This is a genomic window from Dyella sp. (assembly GCF_036568765.1).
In the GTDB taxonomy this organism is placed as follows: domain Bacteria; phylum Pseudomonadota; class Gammaproteobacteria; order Xanthomonadales; family Rhodanobacteraceae; genus GSA-30.
Genome location: NZ_DATCRY010000222.1, coordinates 1 through 14,634, shown reverse-complemented (window position 1 = coordinate 14,634; position 14,634 = coordinate 1). Strand labels below are relative to the sequence as shown.

The 14,634-nt window shown below is 60.9% G+C and carries 10 protein-coding genes; 5 read left to right on the top strand and 5 right to left on the bottom strand.

Annotated features, from left to right (window positions below):
* From VIM98_RS15375 to VIM98_RS15360, 4 genes are all read left to right on the top strand, one after another.
* The coding region (locus VIM98_RS15375; protein WP_331993986.1) for a CoA-acylating methylmalonate-semialdehyde dehydrogenase at positions 1-1,425 on the top strand (1,425 nt) is incomplete at its 5' end.
* Between the two features lie 329 nt (positions 1,426-1,754).
* Positions 1,755-2,600 (top strand): IclR family transcriptional regulator, encoded by an 846-nt coding sequence (locus VIM98_RS15370; RefSeq protein WP_331993985.1) that lies wholly within the window; start codon positions 1,755-1,757, stop codon positions 2,598-2,600.
* A gap of 28 nt (positions 2,601-2,628) precedes the next feature.
* The gene (locus VIM98_RS15365; RefSeq protein ID WP_331993984.1) at positions 2,629-3,573 is read left to right on the top strand and encodes a dihydrodipicolinate synthase family protein; all 945 of its coding nucleotides are present in this window, start codon (positions 2,629-2,631) and stop codon (positions 3,571-3,573) included.
* Positions 3,574-3,745: 172 nt separating this feature from the next.
* Entirely contained in the window at positions 3,746-5,122 is a 1,377-nt protein-coding gene (locus VIM98_RS15360; protein ID WP_331993983.1) for an MFS transporter, read from the top strand.
* Positions 5,123-5,219: 97 nt separating this feature from the next.
* Here the strand turns inward: VIM98_RS15360 and VIM98_RS15355 are convergent, their stop codons facing one another.
* From VIM98_RS15355 to VIM98_RS15340, 4 genes are all read right to left on the bottom strand, one after another.
* The gene (locus VIM98_RS15355) at positions 5,220-7,484 is read right to left on the bottom strand and encodes a TonB-dependent receptor (protein ID WP_331993982.1); all 2,265 of its coding nucleotides are present in this window, start codon (positions 7,482-7,484) and stop codon (positions 5,220-5,222) included.
* Positions 7,485-7,573: 89 nt separating this feature from the next.
* A complete protein-coding gene (locus tag VIM98_RS15350; protein WP_331993981.1) occupies positions 7,574-7,945 on the bottom strand; it encodes a DUF2946 domain-containing protein in 372 nt (123 codons plus the stop codon).
* 78 nt (positions 7,946-8,023) lie between these two features.
* Entirely contained in the window at positions 8,024-9,721 is a 1,698-nt protein-coding gene (locus VIM98_RS15345) for an alpha/beta hydrolase (RefSeq protein WP_331993980.1), read from the bottom strand.
* Between the two features lie 30 nt (positions 9,722-9,751).
* Positions 9,752-12,247, bottom strand: a complete 2,496-nt coding sequence (locus VIM98_RS15340; protein WP_331993979.1) for a glucose/quinate/shikimate family membrane-bound PQQ-dependent dehydrogenase — start codon at positions 12,245-12,247, stop codon at positions 9,752-9,754.
* Positions 12,248-12,566: 319 nt separating this feature from the next.
* Here VIM98_RS15340 and VIM98_RS15335 point away from each other — a divergent pair, with 319 nt between their 5' ends.
* Positions 12,567-14,153: an MASE1 domain-containing protein gene (locus VIM98_RS15335; RefSeq protein ID WP_331993978.1), complete on the top strand. Its 1,587-nt coding sequence runs from the start codon at positions 12,567-12,569 to the stop codon at positions 14,151-14,153.
* Between the two features lie 48 nt (positions 14,154-14,201).
* On the opposite strand, the gene VIM98_RS15330 is transcribed toward VIM98_RS15335, so the two are convergent.
* On the bottom strand, positions 14,202-14,634 hold a 433-nt coding region (locus VIM98_RS15330; protein ID WP_331993977.1), incomplete at its 5' end, for a hypothetical protein.

The following is a 14,634-nucleotide window of genomic DNA, read 5'->3' as shown; positions in this document are numbered from 1 at the left end:
GTCTACCACCCTGCCGGCGGCGATATCGACATGCTAGTTCCGCTGGCTACCGCGGCAGAAGTCGATTACGCCGTACGCGCCGCGTTGGCCGCATTTCCCGTCTGGGCGGAAACCTCCGCCCTGCGGCGCGCACGTATCATGTTCCGCTACAAAGAACTGCTGGAACAGCATCGCGACGAACTGGCTGCGCTGATCACGCGCCAGCACGGGAAGATTCTTTCCGACGCGCAAGGCGAAGTAACGCGCGGCATCGAAGTCGTTGAATTCGCCTGCGGCATTACCAGCCACTTGAAGGGCGATCATTCCGATGCCGTCGGCGGCGGGATCGACAACTGGAACCTGCGCCAGCCGCTGGGCGTCGTGGCTGGCATCACGCCGTTCAACTTCCCGGTGATGGTCCCGATGTGGATGTTCCCCGTCGCCCTGGCCTGCGGCAATACCTTTGTGCTGAAGCCTTCCGAACGCGATCCGGCCCCATCGATTCGCCTTGCCGAATTACTGGCCGAAGCGGGTTTGCCTGCGGGTGTTTTCAACGTCGTGCACGGCGACAAGGTCGCAGTGGATGCCTTGATCGAGCACCCGGATGTAGCCGCGCTGTCCTTTGTCGGTTCGACACCGATCGCCGAATACATCCACGCCGAAGCAAGCCGCCGCGGCAAGCGCGTGCAAGCACTGGGCGGCGCCAAAAATCATCTGGTGGTCATGCCAGATGCCGATCTGGAGCAGGTGGTCGATGCCTTGGTCGGTGCCGCTTACGGATCGGCCGGCGAACGTTGCATGGCGATTTCGGTAGCGGTTGCCGTGGGCGATATCGGCAACAAACTGGTACCGCTGCTGCGCGAACGTGCACTCGCGTTGTCGATCGGCGATGGCACCCGTAACGACGTGCAGATGGGGCCACTGGTAACCGCGGCACATCGCGACAAGGTCACCGGGTTTATTGCCGACGGTGTCGCCGAAGGCGCCGAGCTGGTGGTCGACGGGCGCACGCATGCCGTGACCCAGGAGGCAGGATTCTTCCTTGGTGCGAGCTTGTTCGATCACGTGACACCGGCGATGAAGATTTATCGCGAGGAGATTTTCGGTCCCGTTTTGGCGGTGGTGCGCGTGCCCGATTTGAAGACGGCGGTGGAACTGATCAATCGTCATGAATTCGGCAACGGCGCAGCCTGCTTTACGTCCGACGGCGCAACCGCGCGTGCGTTCGGACGGCAAGTACATGCGGGCATGGTCGGTATCAATGTGCCGATTCCCGTACCGATGGCGTGGCATTCGTTCGGCGGATGGAAGCGCTCGCTGTTCGGCGACCATCATGCCTATGGCGACGAAGGCGTGCGGTTCTATACGCGCTACAAGAGCATCATGCAGCGCTGGCCGGATTCGATCGGCAAGGGCGCGGAATTTACGATGCCGGTGGCGAAGTAAGAGCCATCGATGAGGAGTGAGTGGAGCGAAGTGAGAAGGTAGGAAAAAGCCAACAGGCGTCTCGGCTCACTTTGCCCACTCACTCCCCACTCCTGTTCGCTTACTCCTTCTACGGAGTGAGTCCCGATATTCGAGCAACACCTTTTGCGCACCGCATCGCCATGGATGCCTCCCGCGCTCTTTCTCACGATCGCACCAGGCCGTCGCAGTTACTTGCAGCGACCGACAATGCTGCACAGCAACTTGACCCCTATGCCTCTGCAGGCGGAGTCTAACTTCGACATACGAAAATTTTTTCGCATTCCGAAGTTTCGCAGCAGAGGTCGCTCATGGTCAAGTCACTCGATAGCGCCACGCCGCTACGCGTTGCCGGCACGGGTACAGCCGCGCCCGACATGCGCAGCACGGTGCAATCGCTCGCCAAGGGCTTTCGTGTCCTGGAAGCCTTCACCGCCGATAACCCTCAGTTGACGATGAGCGAGGTCAGCCTCGCCGCCGGACTCGATCCGGGCACGACGCATCGCATGCTCGCCACCCTGGTCGGGCTCGGCTATGTCGAGAAGATCCCGGAGACCAAGCGTTTCCGCCTCACGCTCAAGGTGCTGGACCTGGGTTTCAACGCCCTCGCCCATCAAGACTTGCGCGCCATCGTTCGCCCCTATCTGCGCGAGCTGGTCAATCATCTGGGCGAGGCGGCGAGTTTCGCGGTACTTGAAGGGCCTGACGTGCTTTACATCGAACGCGTACGGGCCGGCCACATGCGCATGGGCGTGGATATTCGCGTGGGCACTACCCTGCCCGCACACATTAGTGCGATCGGCCAGAGCATGCTGGCGTTCCTGTCCGAATCGGATCTGGCGCGCGTGATCGCCGCCGATGCCAATCGCGCGCATACCTACCAAGACAAGCGCAGCGTGGCGGACGTGTTACCCGCATTGCGCAAGATCCGCAAGAAGGGCTATGCCCTGGCGCCCTCCACGCTGACCGAAGGGCTGCGCATCATCGCCGCGCCCGTGCTGGATCCGGACGGCCATCCGGTTGGCGCGATCAGCGTGGCAGCGCCAGCGGTGCGCACCACTATCGAAGAATTCGAGGCATCCGCACTCGAACCCGTGCGCGAGGCGGCGATCCAGATCGCCCGCGTACTGGAAGCCAGTGGCAGTACCAGTTTTTGATTTTTCCCCGAACCAATGGAGTCGCATCATGAGTCAGGTGTACAAGGGCATCCTCCCTGCCCTGCAAGTTCCTTTTCAATCCGATCTTTCGATCGACGAACCCGAGCTGCGTCGCTTCGCCAGTTGGCTGCTCACGCATCAAGGCATCGGCGGCCTGGTCACCAACGGCCATACCGGCGAAGTCTTCGCGCTGACCGCTGAGCAGCGCGCTCGTGTCACGCGCATCGTGGCCGAGGAAGCCAAAGGCAAAGTGCCGGTCGTGTCGGGCATCTGCTGCGAAGGCATCACCGAAGCGGTCGAGCACGCCAAGATGGCCCGGGATGCCGGTGCCAGCGCGATCCTGTTGATGCCGCCGCACGGCTGGCTGCGCTTTGGCATGCAGCAACCCGAGAACGTGGTGGACTATTTCCGCGCCGTCGGCGAAGGCTCGGGACTGGACATCATCGTGCACATCTACCCGGCATGGACACGCGCCTCGTATTCGTTCGAGACATTGGCCGCATTGGCCAAGCTGCCGCACGTCAAATGCATGAAGATCGGCACGCGCGATATGAACAAGTACGCACGCGATATCCGCACCATCCGCGAGGCCGATCCGAGTGTCACGATCCTGACCTGCCATGACGAATACCTGCTCGCCTCGATGGTCCAGGGCGTCGATGGGGCGCTGGTCGGCTTTGCTTCGTTCATTCCGCAGAAGATCGTCGACCTCTATGCCGCGGTGCAGGCCGGCGACCTGAAGACTGCAATGGCGATCCAGGCCGAAATCAACCCGCTCAAGGACGTGGTCTATGGCGGCGGTGAGCCGACCGGCGATGCGCATGCGCGCATGAAGGTGGCCATGTCCCTGGCTGGCATTCTCAAGTCTGCCACGGTGCAGCCGCCGACGCGCTTGCCGGAAGGCGCGGCCTTGCAGGCGATCGAGACGGCCGTAAAGAACGCGGGCTTCCTGCGCGCCAAGGCGGCGGCATGAAAAGCCATCGGCGTGACGATTTGACGACGCACACGCCGACGGCCCCTTAGACACCCTTTGAGTCCCTAAGGATGCGGCGGCGTTGGCGCGCCGTCCGCATCCCAAGCCTAGCACGCGATTTGAGGCATCACGCGGCCCAACGCCGCCTTGGGACGGTTTGACGGAGACCTGCATGACGATCAAAGAGAACGCGGACGTGGACGGCTCGGCGGCAGGTATTGTCGCGCGGCTGGAGCGACTGCCTGTATCGCGGCCACTGCTATGGGCCCGGGTGGTAGTCGGATCGGCTACTTTCTTCGACGGATACACCACGCTCGCGATTGCCTATGCGATGCCAGTGCTGGCCAAGCTCTGGCATCTGCCCCCTTCGAAGGTCGGCTTGGTGATTTCTTCCGGATACCTGGGGCAGCTCATCGGTGCGCTGTTCTTCGGTTGGCTGGCCGAACGTATCGGCCGCCTGCGCACACTGACGATAACGGTCAGCATCTTCGCGGTGATGAGCATCGCCTGCATCTTTTCCTGGAATGCGGCCTCTCTGATCGCTTTTCGCTTCATCCAGGGCATCGGTACTGGCGGCGAAGTACCCGTGGCCAGCGCCTACGTCAACGAATTCGTCGGCGCACGCAGTCGCGGGCGCTTTTTTCTGTTGTACGAGCTGCTGTTCCTGGTCGGCCTGGTATTCGCTGGCCTGATCGGTTTCGAGCTTGTGCCACGCTACGGTTGGCAGATGATGTTCTGGATCGGCGTGCTACCGGTCATGCTGACTGTGCCGCTTCGCTTCTTCCTGCCCGAATCCCCGCGCTGGCTGCTGACGCATGGGCGGATACCCCAGGCCGAAGCTGTGATCCGCCGGTTGGAAAATGACGTTACTCAGCGCGGCGGCATGCTTGAGCCACCGGTCGTTGCCAAGGGCATCGTCACCTCGTTCGAGCGCGGTTCGTGGCGCGACCTGTTTTCTGGTATCTACCGCAAGCGGACGTTGACGCTGTGGTCGTTATGGTTCTGCTCGTATTTGATCAACAACGGACTGGCGACCTGGCTTCCCACGCTTTATCGCACGGTATTCGACATGTCGCTGCGCGATAGTCTGCTCTACGGCTTGATCATGACGACAGTTGCCGTAGCGGTATCGTTTATTTGTGCCGTCTCCATCGATAAGGTCGGGCGACGCCCCTGGTATATCGGCGCGTTCGCGCTGGCCGTGATCCCTCTGCTCACACTGTGGTTCATCGGTGCGAGCACAGCCATGCAGGTACTGGTATTTGCCACTTGCGCTTATGCCATCATCCAGACAGTGACTTATTCGCTGTATCTGTATTCGGCGGAGCTTTATCCGACACGCATGCGTGCGGTAGGCGCCGGCATCGGTAGCGCCTGGCTGCGCGCAGGATCGATGGCGGGTCCTGCGTTGATCGGATTCGTTGTGGCCGAATCGGGAATCCGAATGGTCTTTGCGAGCTTTGCGGTGGTGGCTGTGGTCGGCGCGGTGGTTTGCGCGTTATTTGCAACAGAAAGCAAAGGTCGCGTGCTGGAAGAGCTCTCTCCCTGACTTTTGCATACTCCACCCCTGCATGCAGGGGTGGAGCATAGGACAATGCTTAACCTGGCTACGCTATCGCCTGCAAGCCAACGGAAAAACCAAGACGCTAGAGCTTCAATTCCATATCCGCCACGAACGTTCGCTGCGGAAACGGGTGGTACAGGAAATACTTCTCGTTGGTGAAATTGTCCACGCCCATCGCTGCGGTCAGATGTTCATTGATACGGTATTGCACGCGCGCGTCGAACACGCGGAAGCTGTCGAACGCGCCAAATACATGCGACGTGTTATCCGTGTTGTCCAGCGTCGAGTACTGCCTGCCGCTATAGCGTCCGGCCACGGTAAAAGCCCAGGAAGCGCTCGGCCGATACGTTGCCACCGCCGTTGCACGCCAGCGCGGCACGTTCGGTGAGTGCTTGCCGACCGATGTCGTACCCGTCGTGCTGGCGAAGCTATCGTTGGACAGGATGGTCGAATCGACAAAGGTGACGCTGCCTGACAACGCCAGGCCACGCACCAATACGTCGCGTTGTTCCGCGACCAGCTCGACACCTCGATTGCGCACTTCGCCTACATTGGTGGTGTAGCTTACCGGCACCGATACGGTGGGCAGGAACGCGGTCTGGGCGATCAGCGCATCGCGCGTGTTTTCCTGGAAGAGCGACGCTCGTAGCAAACCTTGCGCTGTAGCGTATTCGATCGCCAACTCGCCACTGCGCACTTTTTCTGGCTTAAGATCGGGATTGGGCGAAGTAAAGGTCGAGCCGGTCGAGACCAGCTGATACAACTCGCTAACCGTAGGAAAACGGATCGCACGCCCCAAGGAGCCGATCAGGCGCCACGATGGTGCCAGGTTCCATTGCAATGTGGCCTTGGGCGAAAAGCCGTCGCTCTTCTCCACCGGTTGCCTCACGGCCTTGCCACCGTTGAAGTTGAACCCATCGCTGGCCTTCCACCACTCGTAACGCCCACCGACAGTGAGTATCCAATCCGGCGCCAGTTGCCAGTTGTCGGCCAACCACAGGGCCTGCGTCGTCGTCCTGCCACTGCCAGCCGAATAAAGGTTCGTCACGCTCGAAAGATCCGTGCGATCGCCAAGATTCCAGGTCGGGTTGGCCAATTCGTAGCGGTCGCCGTGCGCACCGAACGATATCTCCTGGGCGCCGCCATAACCTTGCGGCCGCCAGAAACCTTTCACATCCAGCGTCGACCAATTCGTACCGCCGTAGCTGGCCAGCCTTCCATTGCTACTGAAGTCGGTACCCGAAAGCACGCTGGCCGGAGACCATTGCCGATCCTTGAGAAAAGCGTAATGGGTCGCTACGACCTCACCATCGAAATCGCTACGCGTATCGCTTTTGAGTGACAACGCTTGCATGAGATGCTTGGCGCTCAGCTGGTAGCTATTGCTGGCGAAGCCGGCGGTGCGACCGAAACTCGGTGCACCGGTCGCATCGGTGAGATAAGTCTGTACCTGCGACTGCCCGTGATTGGTCCAGAGACCCGCCATGTAAGTCGCTCGCCATACCGACGAGATGTCGTAAGTGAGCTTGCCATTGAGGTCAAGCATGCGAGTGTGCAATAAGCCACCCGCACCTAGCACGTTGGCGCCCTGCCCGAGTTTGTTCTTCGCTGGAATGGCGCCGTGAGTATTGGCGGGAAAACCGCTGCTGGTGATGTACGACAAGGGCTGGCTGAAGCTGTTGAGCGCATTGGCTGAAACGAACCAACCCAGTCGCCCATCGCGGCCACCGGCGGTGAGGCTAGTCTGATTGGTGAAGAAGCGATCGTGCGTTCCGTACTGGCTGAAATTCTGCGAAGCCAGGGTTTGCTTGATCGTCACCTCAGTCCGCTCCGGCATGCGCGTGACGATACGCATCACACCGCCCATCGAGTTGCCGGCGTATTCGGCCGAGAACGGCCCGTAAAGCATGTCGACGCGATCGATCGACGCCGGTGAAGCCATGCCCCAACGCGGCGCGCCGATGGTGTTGTTATTGGCGATCAGCGCGGAAATGGGGATGTCGTCGATATACACCAGGGTGCGCGCACTGGAACCCAGGCCCCAGGTACGCGTTGCCAGCACGGGCTGGGTATCGCCGTAGTTGCGCTTGCGAACAAAGACACTGGGCAGGTATTTAACCGCGTCTTCGACGTCCACGGCATTGACGGTTGCAGCGACGCGGGCGGCAGGCACGCTCACCTGCACGGCAGGGAAACGCGGCTCGCCAGGCGCTCCTTGCGCGGAGACTTTCATGCCCCGCAGGTCGGTAACTTGAGGATCGGGCGGCGCATCGGCCGCACAGGCCATGGCGACGCAAAGGCACGACAACGGCAAGGCCACGAGCCGCCTGTCAAATGAAGCATTCATGGTGGTTCCATTCGGCAATGCGCCCCGGGCGTGCGGGCGCCAAAACAACAGCCATGCGGCATCGATGCCGCACGAACGTCAAAAGAAGTTCAACCGAAGGAAAACGGTGGCGGCCCGCGCGGGGCCGCACTGATGATGGGGGTGTTGCCGCCACGCGCGGCCGGGAGTTGGACGGGCGCCGTAGCCAGCCATGGCGCGGCCGGAATAGCCAGCCGATAGACAGTGGGCGTGACCGGCGTGTGGCCGAACAGCGTGCAATACCCACAAGCGTCACCATGCGTGATCGCCTGCGGATCCGGTGTGGCGGCATGGTCCGCATGCCCTGCATGCTCGGGACAATCGGCAGCAAGCGCTGGCATGGCATGGGCGGCCACGAGATATCGGGAAATATCCGGTGCCAACACAAGCAATGCCATGGCCGCGATAGCCAGCCACGCCACAAACCGTCGTTGTGCAGCCACGCGCCGCATATCGTCTTGCAAACCCCTCCACGCTACCGGAGTCATCATCCCACAAACCCTGGACCAGGGTTCAGAGTTCTATTGCGACAAAGCGTCACGCCGCACACTTTCGACTACGGGTGCCTCCCCCAGTATCTCGATCGTCTTCTCGACTGCTTTGTCGTTGTTGTAGACCTTGTGACCGGAGTCGACGATGGTGGTGGAAACCGCACCGGGAATCACCGCGCTACTCAAGGGCACCACACCGTCGCCAGGCTCGCCGGCACCGCCACGTTCGCCAGCAATGGTGTAGTAACGGATGCCCGGTGCCGGCATCAGGTTCTGCGCGGCATGACTGACCGGTTGCGTCTTGCGCAGGGTGCTCACGCTGCTCAATCCAATCGACTGATAGATAGCCAGCAACGCACTTTGCACCACGGCCGGATGCTGCGTGGACAGCCGGCGCAGGGCATCGAGTTCCGGCGCGCGCGGATTGAGCACCAGTACGGCAATACGCCCCAGAAAGCGCTCTGACAATGGGCTGCCCAGATGCGGCGACGCCATGAAGACAGCGCGTTCCACACCGGGATATGGATGAAAGAAGAACAAGTCCTTGAGCATCGTCATGTCCTGCTCGCTGGCCGGCATTTGCTCGGGCGGTACGGTGAAAGCGGTACGCCAGAGCAAGTCACCGCTTTCGGCGCACAACAGACGCGCAATCACGCCGCCCATGCTGTGCCCGATCAACACCATGTCCCGCCGCGCCAGCGCCGCGCCCGAAGGATCGAGCCACTGCCAACCGCGGTCGAGAAACTGTTGCACTCGCAGACGATTCAACAGCACCGGCGCGTTACTCTGGTACACCACATGCCAGACTTGATAGCGCTCACGCAGCGCTGGCGTGCCGAAGATGCGGTTGGTAAGCCTGCCCCAGATCAGCGGACTGGCTCCCAGGCCATGGATCATCACGACCGGGATCTTGTTTGGATCGTAATCTTCCAACAAATACAGGCCTTCGCGCTGACCGATCTGCTTGCCGCCGATCAGGTTCCAGATGGCCAGGCGCTTGAGTTTCGATTGATCGAACAGCAGGGCATAAGGCGCAGTGGCATCCATCGCCAAGGGATACTGCCGCGCGCCGATCGTGGGCGATGGCTCGCGCAGCGGATCGGCGATGCGCAAGCGCGGCTGGTCGTTGTCATCGAGATCGATCCATGCAGTAACCGCCCGAGTTACGCCCTCTGGCGGATAGAGCCTGCAAGCAGATCGGTCGTTACACCGGCGTGTAACGGCAACGAGCGCAACACCGATGCCCTTGCGCTCATAACGCCGATCGAAGCTTTCGGGTATCGCTACTTGCCTGGCGGGAACCAGTTGCAACGCGCCATGGAGACTGGCCGGCATCGGTGCAATGGCTATCTGCAGCTTGTCCTGGCCCAACGACAATACGCGCGATGTCCAGCCATCCGAATCGGTTTCCAGCAAGTCGTCGACCAATTGCTCGGTACATCGCTGGTACCAACCCAAAGCAGAGGTCGGGTCGGAGGCACCCCGCATGGACCGATAGCTCAGAACCGCACATTGCAGCCAGTCCCGGCGGGCGAACTCAGGGCGTTGCGCATGGGAGGCATTATTGGCAAGCATGCGTGCCTGCGCGACAGGATCGACGACGGCGGAAATACTTGTCGCTGCTGGAGTCGTTGTTGGGGGAAAGCCAGCCGGAGGCTTGGCGACAAGAGCACACGCGGAGAACGATGCAAGCGTCGCGGCGAGCAGGATAGACCGCCATAAACTCATGCTGTGCATCATTCGGCTCCGGTGCGCACGTTACGGCGCCGAGGCCGCCGATGCAGGCGCGCGGGATTGCGGCAAGGCGTAGGCCATCAGCGTATCGCCCATCTTGGTGCCGAGCGAACCGTGGCCGCCTGCCATCAATACCACATACTGACGACCGGACTTGTCCGACACATAGCTCATCGGAACGGCCTGCCCGCCGGCCGGTAAACGCGCCTCCCACAGCTTGGTACCCGTACGCAGGTCATATGCGCGCAAGTAGTTATCCGTCGTAGCGCTCATGAAAACCAGCCCGCCACCGGTAACCATGGCGCCGCCCAGACCGGGCACACCGAGCGGCAACGGAATCGGCAGCGGAGATTTGTCGACTACTGTGCCGTTGCGATGCATCCAGACCTTGCGCATGGTTTGCAGATCCACAGCAGCGATATAACCCCACGGTGGCGCCTGGCAGGGAATGCCCAGCGGCGAAAGCAAGGGATTGAGAGCGACAGCGAACGGCGTGCCAGTCATCGGCTGCAAACTCTGCTCGCTGCCGGCGGCGCGCTTTGCCTCGACCTTCTCGCGCCGATAGAGCCTGGACACATAGGCAACGTAATCAGGATTGCCCACCAGCACCTGTCGAACCGGATCCACCGCGACCCCGCCCCAGTCGAATATGCCGTAGTTACCTGGATAGATCAGCGAGCCTTGTTCCGACGGCGGGGTAAAGATGCCGTCGTAACGCAGCTGTCTGAACTTGATGCGACAGATCAGTTGATCGTACGGCGTCGTACCCCACATGTCGCTCTCGCGAAGCGGTCGTTCAGGCTTGAATGAGAGTGCCGAGAACGGCTGGGTCGGCGCGCTGTAGTCGCCCTCGGCCGCTCCCTGCGGCACCGGTTGTTCCGGCGCCGGTACGATGGGTTTGCCGTCACGCCGATCGAGCACGTAGATGTCGCCGCGCTTGGTCGAGGCGATCAGCGCGGGGGTCTTGCCGCTGGGCGTGTCCAAATCGACGAGGCTGGGCTGGCCACCGATATCCATGTCCCACAGATCGTGATGCACCGTCTGGAAAGACCAACGCAGCCGACCGGTGGCAATGTCCAGCGCGACGATGGCGCTGTTGAACTTTTCGCCTTCCGGATAGCGATTGCCGCCCCACATGTCCGGCGTCTGGTTACCCATCGGGATATAGACCAGCCCAAGCTTTTCGTCTGCGCTGGATACACTCCAGGAATTGGGCGAGTTGTGCTTGTAGTACTCGCCTTCAGGCAATGGCTCGGTACGATCAGGATCGGCCGAGTCCCAATTCCAGAGGAGGCGGCCAGTATCGATGTCGTAACCACGAATGACACCCGACGGTTCGTAGGTGGAATCGTTGTCGGCAACGCTGGCGGAGACGATCAGCACATGCCGGGTTGCCAGCGGCGGCGAGGTGGGATTCAAGACGCCGCGTTCGGTCATCGCCATGCCCTGGTACAAGGCAATGACGCCGTTGTTGCCGAAACCGGTGCAGAGCTGGCCGTTGTCGGCGTTGATCGCCACTATCGTGGCGTCGGCGGTGGGCGCGAAGATCCGTCGCGGGCAACTGTCGAAGTGGATCGACTCGGCAGCAACGGCACCATGCGGAGCCATCACAGGACGATCGGGCGCGCTGGGAGCGGCGCCAGCTGTGGGCGATGCTGCTGGCGTCGACGCGGACGGATAGCTGCCTGAGTCGTAATAAGCCACACCACGACAGATCATGTGTTGATACGTCTTGGCATCGCGATTGATCTTCGGATCGAAGCGCCACAGCTCCTTGCCTGTATCCGGATCGAGCGCGATCACGATGTTGTGCGGTGTACACAGGTACAGCTTGCCGTTGGCCTTGATCGGTGTGACTTCGTTGGCGATTTCGACCGGATCGCCTGGCCCCTTGAAATCGCCTGTGTGGAATGTCCAGGCCACTTTGAGTCCGGCGACGTTGACCGGGGTGATCTGCGTCGCCGGCGCATAGCGGTCGCCCAGGCTGGACCGGCCGTAAGCCGGCCAATCGGCTGACGGGACCCCAGAGCCGTCGTCGCCAACCGCCAGCATGCTCGCCTCGGGAACGCTGCCGGCCAGGGTGCGATAGTCGGTGAAATAGCCGATCGCCCCGACTATCAGGGCCGCGCCGATCGCCGCTCCGAGCATGCCGGCACCGGGCTGGCGCCATGTGCCTACCGCAGGCGGGAGTCGTCGGCGGATCCACGGCAGCAGCAACCACATCGCCAGGATCACCCAGACAGCCAGGCGCGGGACCAGTTGCCACCCGTCGAAGCGCACTTCGGCAACCGACCAGATCGTGGTGCCGAATAAAATCAAAGCGTAAAGCCACAAAGCTGTAGCACGACGGCAGATCAGCAGATAACCGTCGAACGCCAGCGCCAGGCCGGCGAGAAGGTAATACCAGGAGCCCCCCAAGCTGACTAGCCAGCCGCCCCCGACAGCCAGAACCAGACCAAGGACAATAAAAAACACCCCTGTAAACCACAGCCAAGGCGCGGCATGCGATGTCCGGTCCATAAAAAACGGCCCCGAATTAGTAGGACAAATTCCGGCGGTGAGCCCGACAATGGTTGTTGACCTTTCGTCACGGTTTCGTGACGGCCGCTACCGCATAAATCGTGGAATTTCTGTCGTCTCGACGCCGGATTTTGCTTTACATCACAATACGCTCAAGGCGACTCCAATCGCCCCCCTAAACGAGGGCATCGCTGCTAACATCGCGACCCAAAGACCGCTCGTCGGGGGATGAGGGGACACCGACGGCGTTATTCCATTTAACGCTTGACCCGTAAACGGCGATTCTGGGAATAGCCGTTTTCCAAGAGGGAGTGCGGGAATGTTGAAAGCAAGGGGAATGCCCAATTGGGTACAACACGTGGCCGTCGCGCTGGGCTACGCGGCTAGCTACTACCTGTTGCGCCAGATTTCTGTATCGCATTTTCAGCTTTTCTCCGGGCTACGTCTGTTCCTTCTATTGGTCGTGCCTTATCGGTTCTGGCCGGCGCTGGCCGTGGGCGAAACGATTCCATTGGCTGAGCTCGCCATAGAATGTGGACCGCTGTACGGCTGGGATTGGGCAGTCGTTCGCGCAATCGCGCCAATACTGCCCTCCTTCATGATCGTTCGCTGGTTCCGTGAGCGCTGGCCGAGAATGGCCGACAAGTTCTCGGACCAGATGGCGCCATGGCTTTTGTGCGTCATCGTGGTATCGACCGCTTGGTGCGCATGCAATATGGCGGTCTTTGCAATGACCAAAATGCCGGCCGATTATGAGGTACCGCCTTATCATGTCGTCGCTGGCCGTTATTTCGTGGGCCATTGCGTAGGCATCTTGATGCTTACCCCCTTGCTCCTGTGGGGACGAGAGATTGCGCTGAAAGGCACGTGGCGCGCGCTCCCGCAGCAACTCATTTCAAACACGAAGGCTTTGGAAAGCATCGCGGTCCTGATTCCTTCGCTGGCGTTTTTGACCTGGCTTGCCATCAAGAACGATAACGACCTGGGCCAAATTGCCCGCATGACCATGTTCCTGCCCGTTGCGATACTGACTTTGCGCCACGGTTGGCGCGGCGCGGCCATCGGCACCGCCATCGCAGGCACCTGCGTGATCATAGCCATGCCGCATATTCACGATCTCACGACCGTGACGGCGCACACCTTCATCTCTCTTACCAGTAGCATCTTGTTACTTCTGGGTAGCCGGATCAGTGCGCTGCATGCCAAGGAAAAGCAGGAACGCATGGACGAGCGTCGTGCCATGCAACTGGCGCAGCAAAGCATCCTGCTGAGCGAGCGGCGCTTGCACAGTGCCGCCGAAGCGCTCGAAGACATCCGCGACATCATGGCGGTTTCACAGGAATACATGCTCGACCGTTTCCAGCGCTTGCTTTCGCCCGATGAACAGCGCGGCTATCGCCGCACGGCTGCGCAAACGCAAGCGCAGCTTTATCAGTTGGCTAGCGGACTGTCTCCGCGCATTCAGCGCGAACAAGATCTGCCTGTGACTCTGAGCAGCGGAGCCTTGGCGCGGGCGCTGGACGAGGCCGGCGTGGCCTATAGCTGCGAAATACAAAATCAAATCCCTGGCCAAATGGGCCCGATGCTGCCGATTGCGCTGTATCGCCTTGCTTGCGAAGCGTCGCTACTGTTGTGCACGCACTATCAGAGCACGCGCATTCAGTTGCGTCTGCGCGTCGGCCTCACTGGCGAGCGGGTCTGGGCCATGTTGATGATCGACGGCCGCGAAGCGAGCAACGAGCCGGTTATTCGCTCCAATATGCTGCAGCGTAATCTCGGTGCGGGCGGCATGGATCTGGCTATGTTGCGCAACCAAGCCAAGGTCTATGGCGGTAACTTGCGAATGCGGACTTCGCCCGAAGGTGCGCGCATCACGATGCTGCTTACCGATACGGAAGCTGCGTGACAAATCGGCGACTTGTCACGCAACCTCCTCAGGGCTTTCTCTTTCCGATTACCTGATGCCCGACCCGCACTCTTCCGGATCTTTGCAGAGGCTGGTGGTCATCAACATTGCGCCATTGCTGAGCGGCGTCACAGTCACCTGTGTCTGCGAATCGGTATCGGTATAAACCGTCTGCGGCGTACCGGCAGTCACCCCTGACGGCACCTGCGCAGCCGGTGTTTGCGGCGTGCTGACACGTTGCGAATCCGAACCCAACGGCAACACCAGGAACTGGCCGCCGGCGGTAGCAACTGCACCGCGCACCTTACCGGCCGAGTCGTTCACCTGCAGATAGCGCACGCCATCGCGAACGAATACATAAACATGGTAATTCGGGTTATTGCTGACATCCTGGCTATTAGGCCAGGACTGGCCCAAGCCGTTCTGCGGGTCATCGGCAAGCGCCGGCGTGGACAATGCCAGAGCAAGCAGACCGGCCATG

Coding starts and splice junctions, on each gene's coding strand:
- VIM98_RS15340 (WP_331993979.1), bottom strand. CDS start 12,247: ATGGACCGGACATCGCATGCCGCGCCTTGGCTGTGGTTTACAGGGGTG.
- VIM98_RS15370 (WP_331993985.1), top strand. CDS start 1,755: ATGGTCAAGTCACTCGATAGCGCCACGCCGCTACGCGTTGCCGGCACG.
- VIM98_RS15365 (WP_331993984.1), top strand. CDS start 2,629: ATGAGTCAGGTGTACAAGGGCATCCTCCCTGCCCTGCAAGTTCCTTTT.
- VIM98_RS15360 (WP_331993983.1), top strand. CDS start 3,746: ATGACGATCAAAGAGAACGCGGACGTGGACGGCTCGGCGGCAGGTATT.
- VIM98_RS15335 (WP_331993978.1), top strand. CDS start 12,567: ATGTTGAAAGCAAGGGGAATGCCCAATTGGGTACAACACGTGGCCGTC.
- VIM98_RS15355 (WP_331993982.1), bottom strand. CDS start 7,484: ATGAATGCTTCATTTGACAGGCGGCTCGTGGCCTTGCCGTTGTCGTGC.
- VIM98_RS15345 (WP_331993980.1), bottom strand. CDS start 9,721: ATGAGTTTATGGCGGTCTATCCTGCTCGCCGCGACGCTTGCATCGTTC.